Annotated in this window: 17 protein-coding genes; 5 read left to right on the top strand and 12 right to left on the bottom strand. The window is 46.8% G+C overall.

Annotated features, from left to right (window positions below; genetic code table 11):
• Nucleotides 1–4: 4 nt before the first annotated feature.
• Both purK and purE read right to left on the bottom strand, forming a co-directional pair.
• The gene (gene purK / locus ACY8DT_RS10960) at nucleotides 5–1,126 is read right to left on the bottom strand and encodes a 5-(carboxyamino)imidazole ribonucleotide synthase (RefSeq protein ID WP_462420347.1); all 1,122 of its coding nucleotides are present in this window, start codon (nucleotides 1,124–1,126) and stop codon (nucleotides 5–7) included.
• Nucleotides 1,110–1,595: a 5-(carboxyamino)imidazole ribonucleotide mutase gene (purE, locus tag ACY8DT_RS10955; protein ID WP_462420346.1), complete on the bottom strand. Its 486-nt coding sequence runs from the start codon at nucleotides 1,593–1,595 to the stop codon at nucleotides 1,110–1,112. Before purE ends, purK begins: the two co-directional genes overlap by 17 nt.
• A gap of 248 nt (nucleotides 1,596–1,843) precedes the next feature.
• Here purE and folD point away from each other — a divergent pair, with 248 nt between their 5' ends.
• Nucleotides 1,844–2,695: a bifunctional methylenetetrahydrofolate dehydrogenase/methenyltetrahydrofolate cyclohydrolase FolD gene (gene folD, locus ACY8DT_RS10950; protein WP_462420345.1), complete on the top strand. Its 852-nt coding sequence runs from the start codon at nucleotides 1,844–1,846 to the stop codon at nucleotides 2,693–2,695.
• Nucleotides 2,696–3,050: 355 nt separating this feature from the next.
• Here folD and ACY8DT_RS10945 read toward each other — a convergent pair whose 3' ends face one another.
• From ACY8DT_RS10945 to ACY8DT_RS10935, 3 genes are all read right to left on the bottom strand, one after another.
• Nucleotides 3,051–4,022: a nuclease-related domain-containing protein gene (locus ACY8DT_RS10945; protein ID WP_462420344.1), complete on the bottom strand. Its 972-nt coding sequence runs from the start codon at nucleotides 4,020–4,022 to the stop codon at nucleotides 3,051–3,053.
• 193 nt (nucleotides 4,023–4,215) lie between these two features.
• A complete protein-coding gene (locus ACY8DT_RS10940; protein WP_462420343.1) occupies nucleotides 4,216–5,193 on the bottom strand; it encodes a calcium/sodium antiporter in 978 nt (325 codons plus the stop codon).
• 110 nt (nucleotides 5,194–5,303) lie between these two features.
• Entirely contained in the window at nucleotides 5,304–6,455 is a 1,152-nt protein-coding gene (locus ACY8DT_RS10935) for a globin domain-containing protein (RefSeq protein WP_462420342.1), read from the bottom strand.
• Between the two features lie 165 nt (nucleotides 6,456–6,620).
• On the opposite strand from ACY8DT_RS10935, the gene ACY8DT_RS10930 reads away from it, so the two are divergent.
• Nucleotides 6,621–7,034 (top strand): RrF2 family transcriptional regulator, encoded by a 414-nt coding sequence (locus ACY8DT_RS10930; RefSeq protein WP_462420341.1) that lies wholly within the window; start codon nucleotides 6,621–6,623, stop codon nucleotides 7,032–7,034.
• 4 nt (nucleotides 7,035–7,038) lie between these two features.
• Nucleotides 7,039–7,785 carry an immunoglobulin-like domain-containing protein gene (locus tag ACY8DT_RS10925; RefSeq protein WP_462420340.1) on the top strand — a complete coding sequence of 249 codons (747 nt, stop codon included), beginning with the start codon at nucleotides 7,039–7,041 and terminating at the stop codon, nucleotides 7,783–7,785.
• Nucleotides 7,786–8,237: 452 nt separating this feature from the next.
• Here the strand turns inward: ACY8DT_RS10925 and ACY8DT_RS10920 are convergent, their stop codons facing one another.
• Entirely contained in the window at nucleotides 8,238–8,747 is a 510-nt protein-coding gene (locus ACY8DT_RS10920) for a type 1 glutamine amidotransferase domain-containing protein (RefSeq protein WP_462420339.1), read from the bottom strand.
• A 209-nt stretch (nucleotides 8,748–8,956) separates the two neighbouring features.
• On the opposite strand from ACY8DT_RS10920, the gene ACY8DT_RS10915 reads away from it, so the two are divergent.
• Nucleotides 8,957–9,121 carry an SAS049 family protein gene (locus ACY8DT_RS10915; protein WP_462420338.1) on the top strand — a complete coding sequence of 55 codons (165 nt, stop codon included), beginning with the start codon at nucleotides 8,957–8,959 and terminating at the stop codon, nucleotides 9,119–9,121.
• 90 nt (nucleotides 9,122–9,211) lie between these two features.
• Here the strand turns inward: ACY8DT_RS10915 and ACY8DT_RS10910 are convergent, their stop codons facing one another.
• The 5 genes from ACY8DT_RS10910 to ACY8DT_RS10890 all read right to left on the bottom strand — a co-directional run bounded on the left by ACY8DT_RS10910 (nucleotide 9,212) and on the right by ACY8DT_RS10890 (nucleotide 15,126).
• Nucleotides 9,212–9,931, bottom strand: coding sequence for a hypothetical protein (locus ACY8DT_RS10910; RefSeq protein ID WP_462420337.1), 720 nt, complete (start codon nucleotides 9,929–9,931; stop codon nucleotides 9,212–9,214).
• Between the two features lie 266 nt (nucleotides 9,932–10,197).
• Nucleotides 10,198–12,324: a glycoside hydrolase family 113 protein gene (locus tag ACY8DT_RS10905; RefSeq protein WP_462420336.1), complete on the bottom strand. Its 2,127-nt coding sequence runs from the start codon at nucleotides 12,322–12,324 to the stop codon at nucleotides 10,198–10,200.
• Nucleotides 12,324–13,730, bottom strand: a complete 1,407-nt coding sequence (locus ACY8DT_RS10900) for a glycosyltransferase family 2 protein (protein ID WP_462420335.1) — start codon at nucleotides 13,728–13,730, stop codon at nucleotides 12,324–12,326. The genes ACY8DT_RS10905 and ACY8DT_RS10900 overlap by 1 nt, the downstream gene beginning before the upstream one ends.
• The gene (locus ACY8DT_RS10895) at nucleotides 13,727–14,731 is read right to left on the bottom strand and encodes a HEAT repeat domain-containing protein (RefSeq protein WP_462420334.1); all 1,005 of its coding nucleotides are present in this window, start codon (nucleotides 14,729–14,731) and stop codon (nucleotides 13,727–13,729) included. Before ACY8DT_RS10895 ends, ACY8DT_RS10900 begins: the two co-directional genes overlap by 4 nt.
• Complete coding sequence (locus ACY8DT_RS10890; protein ID WP_462420333.1) at nucleotides 14,728–15,126, bottom strand: response regulator; 399 nt, start codon at nucleotides 15,124–15,126, stop codon at nucleotides 14,728–14,730. Before ACY8DT_RS10890 ends, ACY8DT_RS10895 begins: the two co-directional genes overlap by 4 nt.
• 111 nt (nucleotides 15,127–15,237) lie before the next feature.
• On the opposite strand from ACY8DT_RS10890, the gene ACY8DT_RS10885 reads away from it, so the two are divergent.
• Nucleotides 15,238–16,320 (top strand): GGDEF domain-containing protein, encoded by a 1,083-nt coding sequence (locus tag ACY8DT_RS10885; RefSeq protein ID WP_462420332.1) that lies wholly within the window; start codon nucleotides 15,238–15,240, stop codon nucleotides 16,318–16,320.
• 240 nt (nucleotides 16,321–16,560) lie between these two features.
• Here ACY8DT_RS10885 and ACY8DT_RS10880 read toward each other — a convergent pair whose 3' ends face one another.
• A complete protein-coding gene (locus ACY8DT_RS10880) occupies nucleotides 16,561–18,000 on the bottom strand; it encodes an APC family permease (RefSeq protein ID WP_462420331.1) in 1,440 nt (479 codons plus the stop codon).
• Between the last annotated feature and the right edge of the window lie 70 nt (nucleotides 18,001–18,070).

Genomic DNA, 18,070 nt, shown 5'->3' with positions numbered 1-18,070 from the left:
TCGCCTACTCCTTTTCAAAATCCGTTTTTAATTGATTCAAGGCTGCTTCAACTTCGTCCGTCAGCATCGTGACATGCCCCATCTTACGCTCAGGCTTCCTTGCCGATTTGCCATACAGATGAACGTTCCATTCCGGATGTTCGAACAGATCGTCATTCAGACGGTCGAGATCCTGCCCGAGCAGATTCATCATGACTGCCGGTTGATGCTGGACAATTTCAGGAAGCGGCTGATTCGTCACCGCAAGAATATGCGCATCAAACTGCGAAATGTTGCATGACTCGATGGTATGGTGTGCAGAGTTATGCGGACGCGGTGCGATTTCGTTCACGTACAATCCGCCTGCTTTGTCGATGAAAAATTCGACTGTGAACACGCCGGTGAAATGAAGTTTATTCATAATTTTAGCTGTTTCTTCTTCCGCCTCTTTCTGGTAGTCGACCCGTGACGGTGCGATCGTCCGGTACAAAATCTGATTTCTGTGCAGATTTTCCTGCAGCGGGAAGATGACGGTCCCGCCTCCGGCACTTCTCGCGACTGTTAATGAAACTTCACGTTCAAGGTCCAAATACTTTTCGGCAATAAACTGCGCGCGGCCGTATGGAATATCCTCTGTTTCAAGATCCGCTTCCGACTCGATGAGATACTGGCCCTTGCCGTCATATCCGCCGGTTGCCGTCTTCACGATGACCGGATAATTTTCTTTTGCTGCGAATTTTTTGACGTCCTCGTCACTTTCGACTTTGTCGAACGGCACCACTTTGGCACCGGAATTTCTGATTGCGTCTTTTTCGTCTTCACGGTTTTGCAGAGTGAGCAGCGTGTCCGCCCCCTGCGGTACGTAATATTTGTCGACCATTTCTTTCAGCAGCGGGCCGTCGATATTTTCAAATTCGTAAGTGATGACGTCTGAAGCGTCCCCGAGCTGTTTGAGGGCCTGTCTGTCATCGAACGCTGCATTGATGAACATGTGGCTCGTCGCACTTGCGGGTGCGTCGGCCGACGGGTCCAGCACCGCCACTTTGTAGCCCATGCGGAGTGCGCTCTGGGCGAGCATTTTACCAAGCTGGCCGCCGCCGATGATGCCGATCGTCTGATCCGGATAAATTCTATTGGTTAAGGTCATTCTGCATAGCCTCCACTTTGTCCTCTAGTGATTTCTTATATTCTGTCAGTTTCAGATTGACATCTTCACTCGAAATTGCAAGCATTTGAGCTGCGAGGATGCCGGCATTTTTCGCCCCGGCGTCACCGATCGAAACCGTCGCCACCGGAATGCCGCCCGGCATCTGTACGATGGATAATAAGGAGTCCATCCCTTTCAGCGATTTCGATTCGATCGGTACCCCGATGACCGGCACATTCGTCATGCTCGCGACCATGCCCGGCAGGTGCGCGGCACCGCCGGCGCCGGCGATGATGACTCTGACTCCGCGGTCCCGCGCCTCTTCTGCATACTTCATCATATCTTTTGGTGTGCGGTGTGCGCTGACAACTTTCTTCTCATACTCAATACCCAATTCGTCCAGCATATCTGCTGCAAGTTTCATTGTCGGCCAGTCCGAGGAACTGCCCATAATAATGCCAACGACCATCATTCATCCTCCTGTATACTGTTAAAGTTGTTAAAGTCGAATGTTCTCTTTCATTTTATCAATTAAATCAATCAAATTCAACACGAATCACGAACGTTTTAATTATTTTTATTTTTAATGTTTGTATATACGAACGATGACAGGTAGTTTGCATGGTTAAAGTTCGTGAATTTGTATTGATTGAATTTTTCCTCACAATCGTACATAATATAAATGAAGAGAAAGTATATCTTAGGAGGAAAATTTTTATGACTGCTGAAATATTAAACGGCCGCGAAATCGCCAAAGATTATCGCGCAGGACTTGCAGAAGAAGTAGAAAATCTAAAATCACAAGGAATCACACCTAACTTGACTGTAGTCATCGTCGGTAACGACGGTGCTTCACTCAGTTATGTCAAATCTAAAAATAAAGCTGCTGAAAAAGTCGGCATGACTTCAGGCATCATCCATATGGAAGAAGATGCGACTGAAGAAGAAGTGCTTAAAGAAGTTGAACGTCTGAACAATGATGACGATGTACACGGCATTCTTGTACAGGTACCACTGCCGAAACAGGTGGATGAGAACAAAGTGCTTGAAGCCATCTCACCTGAAAAAGACGTGGACGGATTCAGCCCGATCAACATCGGCCGTCTGTACACAGGACAGCGCACATTCGTGCCATGTACACCACTCGGAATCATGGAACTGTTGAAACACACCGGTTCACTTGAAGGTAAGGAAGTTGCTGTCATCGGCCGTTCACACATCGTCGGCCAGCCGGTCGCCAAATTGCTCACGAATGAAAACGCGACGGTGACACTGATGCACTCACGCACAAAAGATATGGTTTCCAAATTGAAAAACTTCGACGTCGTCGTCTCAGCCGTCGGCCAGCCGGGACTCGTTACAGGCTCCGACCTGAAAGAAGGCGCAGTCGTCATCGACGTCGGCAATACAATGGTAGACGGCAAACTGAAAGGTGACGTAGACTACGACTCCGCAGAAAAAGTCGCGAGCTACATCACACCAGTTCCAGGCGGAGTCGGCCCACTGACAATCACAATGGTACTGAACAACACACTCCTCGCAGCCAAATGGAATAAAGGACTCGAATAAATGTTTGAAACCCCGGTCAGGCGACCGGGGTTTATTTGTGTTTGGAGGGTGATTTGAGTATTTATCAGCTAATTTACTGTTAATACATGTTCGCGCGCGCCGCCAGCATGTGTTAAACGTCTATCGCATGTTCGTGCGCGCCGCCAGCATGTGTTAAACGTCTATCGCATGTTCGTGCGCGCCGCCAGCATGTGTTAAATGCCTATCACATGTTCGCGCAGCCCGCCAGCATGTGTTAAACGTTTATCGCATGTTCGTGCAGTCCGCCAGCATGTGTTAAATGTCTATCGCATGTTCGTGCAGTCCGCCAGCATGTGTTAAACGCATATTACATGTCTCTTCAAATTACAAATCATTACATTAACTGTTTATTTTTATCATATCGAAAAATAAGGTCCTTAAACAAGAATTCATATTCTAATCGTGGATTTGAATATTCAGCATAACGTCCCATTTTAATAATCTTGAAATACTTTCTCAAAATTTCACTTAGTCGTATTTTTGAGATCACTCCACCCAAAAACTGATGCACCTCTTCCAGTTTCAACTCCCGCTCATGCCGCAAAACCCCGTACTCACAAATCGTCCGGAGCACCGCCTTCTCCTTCGATTCTGCATGGCTGCATCCGCATCTGACATGATACCGGTGCACCGCTACATCAAATCCGGAACATTTCTCGCAGCAGATGCCGCTTCTCACACGGCCCGACTCCGCTTCATCCAACTCGCGCGGCTTATATGGGCACGGGATAATAAATTTTTCAATCGCGCTCGCCACCTTTCCGATATCCAAACTTTCATTCCATCTTTCCTCATCAGCAATATTATGGATTTTACGTTTAATATCATTACGCATCACCACCTCGATATCCACATCATCCACAATCTTCACATCATTATGTTCATTGATGAATACGATCGAACTGTACAGACCCCCTGATCTTCCCATCCAGTAATGCATCAGATTCACTTTCTCCATCGACCGCTTCAGCTGAATAAAGATATCCTTCCCCAGACGTTTGCCTCCGCTGAACCATTTCCCGTCCACATACTCAAGCGTCCCGGAATAGTTCTTCACATCGAACACATGAATCCCTTCGCCCGTCACAATCAGCGTATCAATCTGTGTCGTGCCGCCCGCGTCGATCCAGATGTCCTTGAAGATTTTCCAATGCGGGCGGCCGTAGTTCAAAATCCAGTCGTCGAATTCACACTCCCCCGCATAACCCGCGCTGAGGCACTTCAAATTCTGCACATCTTTATCACTGCCGCCGCCTCTCGCACACAAAATATGTAACCATTGATGATTCAAAGTCTTGATTCTCAAAATAAAAAAACCTCCTGTCCGGCAATATATTTTTCAAGGTAAAAAAGAACCCCTCATAATATATATGCCGAAAAACAGGAGATTTGATTTTTCTCATGTCAGGTTTATTAAATTTCTTGAGTAAAATAATTAACCTTCAAGGTCAATTATCAGGATTTACCACACAGAGCTAATCATTGAAATCCCGCACAACTTATCCTCTCATTACAATATAAACAATATAAACCACATAAATCACAACCAGCACGATACCTTCCGTGCGGTTGAGATGGTACCTGGTTTTGGCCATGACGAGCACAGTGACGGTGATCAAAATCATGATGAATATATCAATGATGATTGTACTGCTTACCGCCAACGGGGCGATGACGCCGGCTATTCCTAAAACGAATAATATATTCAAGACGCCGCTGCCGACGAGGTTTCCGAGCGCCATTTCGGTTTCGCCTTTAAACGCGGCCATCAATGATGTGACCAGTTCAGGCAGCGAAGTACCGATTGCGACGATGGTCAGCCCGACCAGCGCCTGACTCATTCCGAGGGCAATCGCAATATCCGTGGCGCTGGATACGACGAGTTCACCGCCGAGGACGATCCCGACGAGTCCGACAAGTAAAACTACTGACAGCATGCCCCAGCCGCGGGATGCGCTTCCGTGTGTCGTTCCGCTTTCGATCGCTTCATCATCGAGCGTCGATGTCCGGGTACGCATCGCTTTTTTGAATATGTAGTACATATAAAAAGCCAGTGCCGCTAAAAATATCAGTCCGTCAATTCTTGTCAGTACACTTTCTCCCGAGCCGCCGAACCAGCGTTCACTGACCAGAAGCAGCAGCAACAATGCCGCACCGATTGAAAAGACGATATCCCGGTTCGCCACACTGCGCTCCACGACAATCGGCGACACGACCACGGTCAGCCCGAGAATCAAAGTGATGTTCACGATGTTGCTGCCGACGATATTACCGGCGACCATATCGCCGTTGCCCTCTAAAGATGCGATGATGCTGACGACCACTTCCGGCGCACTCGTTCCGAGCGACACGATCGTCATCCCGATGATGATCGGTGAAATCCTCAATTTCTTTGCCATCGCGGAGGCACTGTCCACGAACCAGTCCGCACCTTTGATCAGAAGCACGAACCCCACCACAAGCCAAACATATGTCATAGAAGTCCCTCCCATATAGTCTCTTCCTCTATACCCCATTTCTGAAAAATTAAAAGGCCCCCGGCGGAATGAAGTCCGCAGGAGGCCAAACATATAAAGCCTGTATAATATCAGTTGGATGCCGAAGCGACAGTTTCGCCGATGACACTCATCTTCGGACCGAATGGTTCGAAGTGGATGTTCTCTTCTTTAAATCCGACTTCTGACAATACTTTGATCATCGCGTTCATGAAATGCATGGATCCACAGATGTAGACGCTGCGGTCCGAAAGCCCTTCGAAATCCTCGTGGGTCAGATACCCTTCCGTATCGGAATATTTTACCTTCACATCGATTTCTTCACCAAATGCTTTCATCTCATCTTTGAACGGGTGCATGCCTTCGTTCTGCACGCTGTAAATGAACTTCGAGTCCTTATCAGCCGCAATCGCCTCTTCGATCATCGCCATTACAGGTGTCGCGCCCACGCCGCCTGCGATGAACAGGAATTTGTCCTCTTCATGATTGAGCAGGAAATCGCCTGCCGGTGCACTCAGTTCAAGCGTGTCGCCGACTTTGACATCGTCATGCATATAGTGGGAAACGACGCCGGACTTTTCGCCCGCACCTTCTTTTTTGACTGCGAACTGAAGACCTTCGTCAGTCGAGATTGAACAGATTGAATAATGGCGCAGCGCTTCGTTCGGATAATCTTCCGGATCCACTTTGACAGTGATGTACTGACCGGCCCGCAGATCGTATTCAACAGTGTCGTTCTTCACTGTGTAGCGGACGATATCATCGGATAGATGATCTTTTTTCACCACTTCGAACGGAACAAATCCGTCCCAGTCGGCCGTCTGGTACATGCCGTTTTCAACGTCGATGAAAATCTGCGCAATTTCGCCGTAATACTCTTCCCATGCGTCCATGATTTCAGGCGTCGCTGCGTCGCCCAGTACTTCCTTGATGCCGATCAGCAGGTTTTCCCCTACGATCGGATAGTGTTCAGGCAGGACATTCAGTGCACGGTGTTTGTGCGCAATGCCGATGACCGCCGGTACGATCGCTTCAAGATTGTCAATGTGACGCGCCGCCTGCAGCACTGTGAATGCAAGTGCTTTCGGCTGATCGCCGACTTTCTGGTTCGTCTGGTTGAACATATTTAAAAGTTCCGGGTGTTTTTTGAACATTGTCTGATAGAATACTTTTGTTATCGTCGTACCGTGCTGCTCCAGCGCCGGTACCGTCGCTTTAATAATTTCTTTTTTATGAGATTCCATGAAAACGCTCCCTTGTTTAAGATATATATATTATACATCTTTAATTCTAAAGGGTGGAGGTGTTAATATCAAGTATATGTAACAATTTTCACAAAAATGTCATAGTTTATTAATTATTCGAAATCCGGCCATTTCGTGGTAATATATATGTATGAGGTGAATAAAATGAAGTTGACAATGTATACTGATTATTCATTGAGAGTGCTGATGTATCTCGGCACACGGGACCCTGACGAAAAAATTCAGATAGATGAAATATCCGAATACTATAATATTTCGAGAAACCACCTGACAAAAGTGGTACATAACCTGGCGAAGCTTGACTACGTCCATACTGTACGTGGCCGAGGCGGCGGGATTATGTTAAAATATAAACCAGAAGAAATGAATGTCGGACAGATCGTCAGAGACACGGAAGATAATTTCTATATCGCCGAATGTTTCAGGCCCGACAACGAATGTGTACTGACACCGGTCTGCGGACTTAAATATGTTTTAAACGATGCACTGAACAACTACATCAAAACATTGGACCAATATACTCTGTTGGATATATTACCTAAAGCACTAATGAGGTGAGCGAATGAATGGAAGTTTAATAGTAAAGCTGATGGCGGGCCTGCTGCCCGTCGCACCGATCACATCGGATATGCTTGATGAAGACCCCGCTTATGAAACAGGCGTTTCAGACGACTCGGAGAACGGCGGCGAAGCCGATTCACGGTATGCTGATTATGACGGACCGACAATGGAAGAAGAAGTCGCCGCATATTCAAGCTCCACCCCGACCATCAGAGGGATGGACAGCATCAACATCCAGGTCGGCGACAGCTTCGATCCGCTTGCCGGCGTCTACGCACTGGATAATACCGACGGCAACATCACAGGAAACATCCAGGTGTCGGACAACAATGTTGACACTTCGAGCCCCGGCAGCTATACCGTCACTTACAGAGTCGAAAACAGCGGCAACGGCTGGTTCGAATACACGAGACCGATCACCGTGTCCAACGCGGCGAGCGACTCCATTCCACTCGTTCCGCCGACTGAAGAACAGCTGACGGGTGAATCTTCGTCTGAGGACGACAGCGGCAGCACATCCGACGTCCAGTTCAAAAATATGGATGATACATCGATCAGCGCCGGTTCCGATTTCGATCCGAAAGAAGGCATACAGATCCTCGACACGGACGGCATCGACATTACACACACCGCCTACATTTCAGGCGAAGTCGACACCGAAACACCCGGCGAGTACACGATTGCATACGCCGTCTTCGACCAGTTCGAAAACCCGCATGCCCATGCACGCACAATTACAGTTCAATAATCCTTATAAAATAAACCCCTATGTCCTTTTGTGAGGATATCGGGGTTTTTGCTGGGCGCGGGCGGTGTTTGGAACCGGCTGGGAAGCCGCCGTTCAGATGCGCCCCATATTTATAGTAAGTAAACGGAGCAGGACGAATTTTGTGCAGATAAGCCGAAATCACTCCCTATCTGAACAGCTGAAGCCATTTGCTGTGCAGATGACGTCGATTTTACAGTTGACTGCACATTCACTGTCTTGAAACGTGCAGATAGCCGATGATCCGGCGCTGTCTAAACAGCAATAAAAATTTTGACCCTGCTCACTTACGCTGAAAGATGCGTCTGAGTGAGCAGCCCCGAAGAAAATCTTCTCACTTACGCTGGAAGATGCGTCTGAGTGAGCAGGAACAACAAGCATGAGCGTTCCGGACGCAAAAATCCCCTGCTCATAAGAACAGGGGACGGTTTTTATTATTCGTTCAATGCTTCCTGGATTGCATTGTTGAAGTCTTCCAGATCTTTCGGTGTACGGCTCGTAATCAGGTTGTCCGACACGATCACTGACTCGTCGTGATAGATTGCGCCTGCGTTTTCCAGGTCTTTTTTGACGTTGGCAACGCTTGTGATGTCGTAACCTCTCAGCAGATCAGTGTCGACAAGGAACTGCGGGCCGTGACAGATCGAGAATGTCGGTTTTTTATTTTCAAGGAAATGTTTGGCAAATTCAGCATTTTTAGGATTGCCGCGCAGTACGTCCGGTGAAAATCCGCCCGGGATCAGAATCGCTGCATAGTCGTCAGCTTTGGCATCTTCGATGCTTTTGTCGGCGTTGAATTTTTCACCGTTCTTGCCATTTATCTCTTTACCGTCCGGCGAAATGACTTCAGTCGTATAGCCTTTCGCTTCTATTGCTTCTTTCGGACTCGTATATTCAATTTCTTCTACATAATCAGCCATCAGGACTGCTACTTTTTTACTCACAAAACATCTCTCCTTATTTTATGATACATCAATATAACTACCCTTTTGCCATTTGGAATAAACATCATCATGCCTTTTGAATACATACATATTTAAAATTCTGAGACATTTCCACATTAATTCGTGCGTTATATGTTTACTCCTTTATATACCGGGTAGATTGACAGTGTAAGCAAAATGAAACACTAAACAAAAAGGAGAGTTTTATTATGGCTGACAAAGGATTTTTTGATAAGGCAAAAGACACTGCATCAAATGCAGGCGAAAAATGGGACAATGTGAAGGAAAAAGGTGACAGCGTCGTTGACAAGATTGACCGTGGCGACAATGACAACGATAAGAAAGACAGTAAAGACAAAAAAGATAAAAAATAAAATAATGGGTTTTCATTCACTGTAACCGGAATTATCCTTTTACAGTAATTAAAACATATAAGAGCAAAGCTGAATGTTCAGCTTTGCTCTTTACTCGTCATTGACGGATGTGATCAGATCATTGATGCTTTCATCCGCCTGATTTATATAATCATTGCTGTTTTCTACATGAATTGTGAGGAGTTCCTCGTGCTTTCCGAAATCATCTTTGTCATAAATCGACTTGAATTCTATCAGGGCAAGCGTCCGATTGTCCACAGCGCGTATAATTTCTTCAATTGCCTCTTCCACTGTCCCCATATTATTTTCTGCCATGGATTTAGGCACTTCCAGAGCCATCAGATTTTGTTCAAGCTCAGCATACTGGTTATGCAGAGACTCGATCCGGGTCGCAATATCCTCAGTCTGATCTTCACTCAGCGTCATATTTTCATCCTGGATTATGTAGGAATGATTGAGATAATTTGAGTAAAGGCTGTTGAAGTCGTTTTCCCAAATTTCTCCGACCGCACTTTTAGCAGAAATCAGTTCCGAGACGAAAATTTCAACTTTCTCACTGGTATTCACCAGTTCTCCGTTTACGAGAGTGACCGGGTCGAACTCAAGCGCTGCCGGAGCCGCACTATCATCGATCTTCAATCCGCTCTTATCACGCTCAAGCGCAAAATCCGACAATTTATTTACCTCATGCACGTAAGCATGATGACTTTTATTTTCAGTGATTTTAATTTCGCCCTCTGCTTCGCCGCAGCCCGCCAGGCCAATAGTTAAAACAAGAGTTGTTAACCATACTATTTTCCGGTTAATCATAAATTATTGCTCCTAATTTATAGAGTAAATTCGTGTATGTATATAACGTAATTATTGTAACATACTTGTAATATAAATAAAATACTATTTTATGAAAGGGTTTACATTACTGAATACTCAGATCCCCAGGTGGGGTCGGAGATGCACGGCAGAGGTGATTTAGCGGGTGGAAATAGGGTGAGTTTGGACGCTATCAACATCCACCCATAAAACTAAAAACCCCCACTTCACCGAAGTGAAATGGGGACCGTCAAATCATACAAATTCTACTCGACTTTACCAAATGTTTCTTTCAATATATCGTATGATTGCTTCAACCGTTCTTCGTACTCTGGCAGGTCCCATTCTTCCCATTCAAATGTGGACATGCCGCCAAGCTTCCCGCTCTCAACAGCAGGAAAGCTGTCTACAACGGATTCGCCGGCTTTCAACAGAACCCCGGCTTTCACACCATCAATATGAACACTCGCCTCGAGCCCCTCAGTCACGATATCTCCGACGAACTCACGTGCAGACGGATCACGCGCCCCGATCAGCATCCACGGAATGCGGATTTCAAGCACGCCCGCTTCACGATTCCAGTAGTAGTCGTTCAATGAATCATAGTCTTCGGCTTCAGGATTCGCCATGCCTTCTTGGAGCAGTCCAGTCTCATACGACTCAAAAGGAATCGTCTCATCCCGGTCCGGCAGATAAAGGGCTTTATTCAACGCATAATGAATTTCATTGAACTCACCGGAATCTTTCTCCGGCTTACCGCCTTCAACCTCAATCATCTCAAGCGTATGACCATACTGAATCTTGAAAAAGTCATAATAATCATCAACGACCACTCTCGAATTATCATCATTGATACGGATCACAAAATCAATCCCATCCATACTCTCAATACTACCAACATTATGATTGCCCTGACCAGGCACGATATCCAACGGAATCTCGATCTCCCCGTCAAATCCGGGCTCATGTTCCACCTTGAAATACATATACCGCTCATCATGATCCATCGTGAAATTCTTCAGCGCCGATTCATCTTCATACAGCACATCCGCATTCCAGTCATCCGCATCGCCGTCGACACCAATTTTATGAGTATCAAAACTCAATATCCCGAACTGCTCCTCGTTCGTCTGTGCATTCGACCAGTACGGACGGGCATCCGGATTATCATAATCCATCGTGTTCCACGTACGTTTGAACCACTCATCCTGCCACGTAAACACCAGACCGCCCATCATTCCTTCATGCAGAATATCCTCGTACAATGCCGAGACATATTCGCCCTGCTCCGTTTCGGAAATAAAGCCCTGATTCCAGCCGAAAGGATTTCTGTGTGTCATTCCGCGGGACGCCGGCAGTCCGAACTCCGCCACCAGCACCGGCATATCATGTGCCTCGTGCAAATCATGAAGATACCCTGCATAGTTGTTCTTCTCACCGCGATGGTCCTCAAATTCCACATAATCCGGTTCATAGTTCAAAAAGTCCGGATAATACGGATATATATGGTAGGAAGCAAACTGACCGACATCCTCCATGACACCTTCAACATGAATTTTATTCGGATCGACGGTCACTAGATCTTCCATATCCGAAGAGTCCGCCGGATGATCCAGCAGGTCCGTCGTCACCCAATTTGTAAAACTCATCGGACGGAGCGACTCATAGGTTACATAATCGTAGCCGCTCGCAAATTCCATCTTCTCCGCCAGCCAATGTTCAAACGGCGATCCATCATCTGTCGAATAATAATCGCCCGAAAACTCGCCGATATCCGCATGCAGCGCATTCGTATTCACCACATACGGTGGGAACCACTCTACACCGAGAATCCAGCTGACCACATACTCGGACACATCCGCCGTATAAGAACCGTGCGCCTTGCCCGGCGTCTCTTCAATCTCAGCATTGCCGTGAACCGCATCGATTACGTGCTGTATATCCGCTTCAAATTCATCGTTCAAAGCCTGATCGAACGCATCGAGATCCGCATGCATCTTATTTTCATCCGCCCAGAAACCGTGCATCACGTATACAGGCTGCTCCGGGTGTTTATTATTATAATCCTTCAAAGCCTGATAAAATCCTGGTGGATGCAGCGTGTACACGCGCACTGTATTGGCATTCATCTCGCCGATCATCTCAAACCAGCGGCGGTATTCATCCTCGTCAATGGCCGCTTCCCCCGGAAAATATCCCGGTTTTGCCATGCCCATATTGACCCCCTTTACCGTCACCGGGGCAAACCCTTCCGCAGAATTCAATTCTATTTTCCCATCGTGCACTCTCGCCGGCTGCATCTGATGCGCCTCCTTTTCTTTATCGCCTGCAAACACAAACACACCGGCCAAAACCAACGCCAGCGGCACCATAATCCATAATAATTTTTTCATCATGTCCCTCTGCCGAGTCCCTTCCTTTCCATGTTGCCCCATTCCTGTTTCTTGAAAATAAAGCGCATCATGCCTTCGATTCTGAATAGGATCATCATCGGTCTGTACCAGAATGTTTCGGTAATCGACATCAGCACGAGTTTCAAAATACTTTTCGGCTGGGCATTATTGTGCGTCGTCCATGCTTCGATCATCAGCGACAATGTAGAGAATATCGAGCCGTAAATGACGAATGTGAGAAGCAGCAGCACCGCAAATTCCGTGTTCAGAAAGCCCGTCGAAAATGCGACGATCAGATACGCATAACCCGCAAATTCAACGAGTGCACCGAACGCCTCGAACATCCAGAAATAAGGAAATGCAAGAAAACCGAGACGGCCGTATTTCGGGTTGAGTGTCATATACTTATGCCGCCAAAGACTTTCAAACAGCCCCTGCGACCAACGGCGGCGCTGACGCCGCAAAATTTTCGCAGACGTCGGCGCCTCGGTCCAGCACACCGGGTCCGGTACGAATTCAATACGTTCATCTGTCCCTTTTTCACGGATCCAGCCGTGGACTTTAACGACGAGTTCCATATCCTCGCCAATAATATCGGTCGAATACCCGCCGACTTCGGTGACGATTTTTTTATTAAAAATACTGAAAGCACCGGAGACGATCATCACCATATTGAAACGGCTAAAGAAAATCCGGCCGAGCATGAAAGCCCTCAAGTATTCGACAATCTGCATCAGCACCATCGGATGATTGCCGAGCGCACGCTGTTCCATCGCACCGTAATGGATATCGTTGCCGTTCGCGATACGGACGTTGCCGCCCGCTGCGACGACTTTGCCGTCGGATGCGATGATCGGCAGCATGACTTTGAGCAGCGAATTTCTGTCGAGGATTGAGTCGCCGTCGATCGAACAGAAGTAAGGATAGCGTGCAAAATTGATGCCTGCGTTCAGTGCATCCGCTTTGCCGCCATTGTCCTTCTGGATCAGATACACATTCGGGTGCAGTTTCGACTGGTAGACACCGAGAACTTTTTCAGTTGTGAGTGCGCCCTGCTTCAATCTATCCGTACGCTCCATATGGAACGCGTCGATCACCACTTCCGACGTCTGGTCTTTCGAGCCATCATCGATGACGATGATTTCCGTTTCCGGATACCTTAGCGTGATGAGTGAATGCATCGACTCGATGATGCCAAGTGCTTCATTGTAGGCGGGAACCAGAATAGACACCGGCTTCGTAAAAAGGTTCATCTGAAGCTCATCTTCCAGCCAGTCATGATCGAGCCTCTTCCTGCGGGCGAGCGTATTATAGGCAATCGCCATCATCGCGATATAGAATGTAATAATCAGCATCATATAGATGATGATCACAATACCGAGTATATCCGTTAATGTCTGCATCATTCGGTGACACCTTCTCTCTGTTTCAGCAGTACCGGTTCAAGCTCGACCGACCAGCCAATCTGTTCGTACTGGAAATACTTCAGCGCTTCAATCGCTGCATTCTGGACCATCGGGTTCGGATCATCCGCACATTTTTTAAGGCCCGGAACCGCAGACACTCCAATGTAGGGTGCAAGTCTCGAGACGATCATCCGCTCCTCCCATACGTCCGATTGGAAAAATCGCATGTAAATAAAAGGATTGCTGACAAGTCGGAGCGTCATCAGTGCTTTCAGTGAACGGATCCTGATTTCGGTATTGTCGCCTTTTAACAGAGATTCCAACCATTTGACCGGATGAAGACCCGCCATTCTCGATACTCTGTCAATATAGGCATATTTACCCGATTCCGACATCACGACATAAAGTGAGCGGATATCCAGGATTTGCTCATCATCCAGACGCGTAAAAACTCTTTTCAGCTCATGTTCCGTGAGTGAGTATTTATAAAAGAATTTCTCTTTGAACTCGCTCATGTCCATAGAGGATAAGTAAATCAGATACAGGAAAAATTCAAAGCGTGTCATTTTGGATATTCTGCGGTCATCGAAAATGTCGGTAAACCCAGGCACTTTAAATTCCGCAATCTTGTTCAGCGCGTTCACACGGTTCGCCCATAAAGGAGAGTCCAAGTCTTTTCGGTATTTCTCCGAAAACTTTTCCGACGCAAACTCGGTGATTCTACGTTTAATATCAGACGAGCAGCCATTATTCAAAAATGTCGAGAAAATCTTTTCAATCGCCATCTGTTCATGATCCGCACCCGTTTCATACGCCGGAACCTCTGCACCGTAATACAAATGATCAAACCATTCGTCAAAATGATCATCGACATACGACCTGATTTTATCCTGTCTGTTTCGGTGGTAAACCGCCCGCCATATCGTGAGAGACACAAGCACCGCGAGCAAAACGAGCAGGACGATGATGATCCACCATACTGCTTCCGATACGTTCATCACACCATATCACCTCTGATGATCCGCCGTTTGATGAGTGCCTGGAAGAGACTCAGATTGAGTGGTTTTACGAAATAATTATCCACCCCGGCGTTGATAGCATAGATCATATCCGATTCGGTATTAGACCGTGTCAGAAAATAAATAAGGCCGGTCTCATCGAAAGTCCGTATGTATTTTGCGACTTCAATACCGTTCTTTTTCGGCAGAACGTCACTGACGATATAGATCGTTCGACCAGCTTCCGGTTTTATTTTTTCCATAAAATCGTAGCCGTCCCTATAGGATTCAATGTGAATCTGGTAGTCGGTTTCAATATCTTTCAGGGTTCTAAGCAACACTTTCAAAAAAAGGGTATCAGATTCCAGCACATGAATATTCACTATATTTTCAGACAATTGACTCACTCCCGGATTTATATGTATTGCACTATTTATTTTACACCTATATACTGACTTTGTAAGTTTCAATATGTGTGTGTTTTGTTAATTTTAAGGAGGTTCTGTCTTGTGTTGTTTCAGATGTTCACACTCATCTGTGTCCTGATTGCAATCCACTACATATATTATCAGGCCAAATTGATGATGGGGCTTGCCCTCAAAAACAGCATCCGGGAAAAAATTGTGAGCGGTGCAGTGAGTGCAGTGATGGCGGTCATCTTAAGCTTCTATGCGATCGAAACAAGTTTTGACATCAACTTCGGGCTGGCAGTCACTGCACTTCTCGTCTGCCTTCTCTACAGCGGCATCATGGCTTTTATGATCGGATATACCTTGTTAGGTATATGGACTTATGCTTTCACTTATACAGATCCGACATTTTCATTGGAAGTTTACATATTGGTCAGTCTGGTTTTTATTGTCGTGGATATATTCATCAAAGATTACAAAATCCATACAAAAGGCGTCGTTGCCCTTTTCATACTATCTTTGATGTTCTTCCTTAACATCTATGTCATCAGCAATGAATTGAACTTCGCAGTGACGACGGCTTTGATATACCTTGGACTGACGACAATCAGCCTGTTAGTGGCCATCGGCATCATCCGCTACCAGCAAAATTACGTGCGTCTCTATAAGCGTCTGGCGATGGAAGCGACCCATGACAGCCTCACCGGACTGCCCAACCGCCGCTCATTCGAGGAAACAATCAATCAGCTGGACCCGGGGTCTGAGGTGTCTATGTTGATGATAGATATCGATTATTTTAAAAAAATCAATGATGTGCACGGCCACCCTGTCGGCGACCTCGTTCTGAAAGAAACCGCCGCTGCACTGAGAGACGTCTGTTCAGAAAAAGAGACGGTTGCAAGAACAGGCGGCGAGGAATTCGCCCTCATATTAAGAGACCAGACATTGGACACGGCAACATCCATTGCCGAAAAAATCCGTGCATCCATCGAGTCTTTGGACATCATAATCGGAGATGAAATATTGAAAATCACCATCTCCATCGGCGTCGCCGGCTATCCTAGCCAGGCCGATTCCATCGATGACTTATATGCCCTCGCCGACGAACATCTATACATAGCCAAAAAACTCGGCCGCAACCAAGTCTGCTGCGAAAAGAAACAGTCAATCATCGTTGAATGATTGACTGTTTCTTTGATTGTTAGCGGCCTATCGCCGCCTCGTATCACAAACGAAGCTCCGTTGGAAGCCTATCACCGCCTCGATTCACAAACGAAGCTCCGTTGGAAGCCTATCACCGCCTCGTATCACAATCGAGGCTCCGATGGAGCGCTATCGCTTCTTCGAATCACAATCGAGGCTCCGATGAAGTCCTTTCTGCACTAAAAAAACAGGCATCTCACAAGAGATGCCTGCCTTATCCTACTCGATCTTATCGCCGTTACCTTGTCTCAATATGAGGTAGTCCAGCTCTTCTTTTGTCATCGAGTTGATCTTTTTAAATTGTGTCATGAAGAATATGATTCCGAGTACGATCCAGGCACCGAGTGCAATCAGTGATGGCATCGTCAGTGCTGCAGGCGACCCCGGGAACAGCAGTAACACAAGAAATACCACTGAAATGATTGCACCGAGTACGCCGAACACGACGTAGACCATATTTTTCTCAGCACCTTTGCTGAAGAATTTAACTGCGACCAGGCTCGTTGCGAGGAACGCTACGGATACACCGACCGAGGACATGTCCACGATCCAGTTCAGTGCAGTGCGTCCGAGCCACGGCGCTGCCAGTGTCACAATCATGACGAACCATACAGCGACATAAGGCGTTTTATTTTTCGGGTGGATCTTGGCAAATATTGCCGGAACGAAGTTCGCACGCCCCAAAGCGAATATCAGACGGGATGATGACAGATAAAATCCGTTCAGCCCTGTAAATACACCGAATGTGATCGCGAAAGCCAAAAGAATCATGCCGATTGTACCCATCGATGTCTGGACGACGGAGCCTGTCACCCACATCGCGCCGTCGATCGCATTCTGGTCAGCAAAGATCCATGATGTAATCAAAATCATTGCGACATACGTCAAGATTGAGGCGATGATACCGAAGACAATCAGTTTGAACGTCTTATCTGCCGGAAATTTGAATTCTTCCGCCGCCTGCGGAATATTGTCGAATCCGACATACATCCACGGAGCAATCGCAACGATCAGGATGATCGACGTCCATACACCGTTTTCCGCATTGAACACCGGCTGTGCGTTTTCAAATGAAAAGTCACCGACAAAGAACGATGTCGCGAAAAGTCCCGCAACAACCAGTCCCATGAATAAACAGAATATGAACTGCAGATTACCGGATAATCCCGATCCCTTGGACGAGATATACGCGAAAATCACCAGTACGGCTGTAGATAATATGACTTCCATGATGTAGACATCCCAGCCGGCAATCGTATACAGATAGCCGACTTCAAGTACATCGGGCAGTACAAATTTAAATAAAAGACTGAACGCGCTGGCATTCAGCGCAACAATACATATGTAACCGAGCACTAAAAACCATGATGCGATAAAACTGAAATACTTTCCGAACCCGGCATACGTAAATGCGAATTCACCGCCTGAGACCGGGAATTTTGCCGTCAATGCCCCGTATGCCACCGCGATGATCAGCATCAACAGACCGCCGATCGTAATTCCGAGTGTCGCGCCGAGCGTACCGGATGATGCCAGCCAGTCGCCGGGTAATATGAATGCGCCCCACCCGATGGATGAGCCGTAAGCGACCGCCCATATAAAACGTTTTGACATCGTGCTGTCAAGTTCCTGACGTTCGAGGTTCTTCGTTCCTGCCATAATTTCACTCCTATTTTCATTTCAATAACTTATTATACCCACATTTAAACAAATTATAACCGTTTCCATA

This window comes from Salinicoccus sp. Marseille-QA3875 (genome assembly GCF_054950095.1).
The sequence above is the reverse complement of the archived record's forward strand: the minus strand, read 5'-3'. Positions and strand labels throughout refer to the sequence as shown.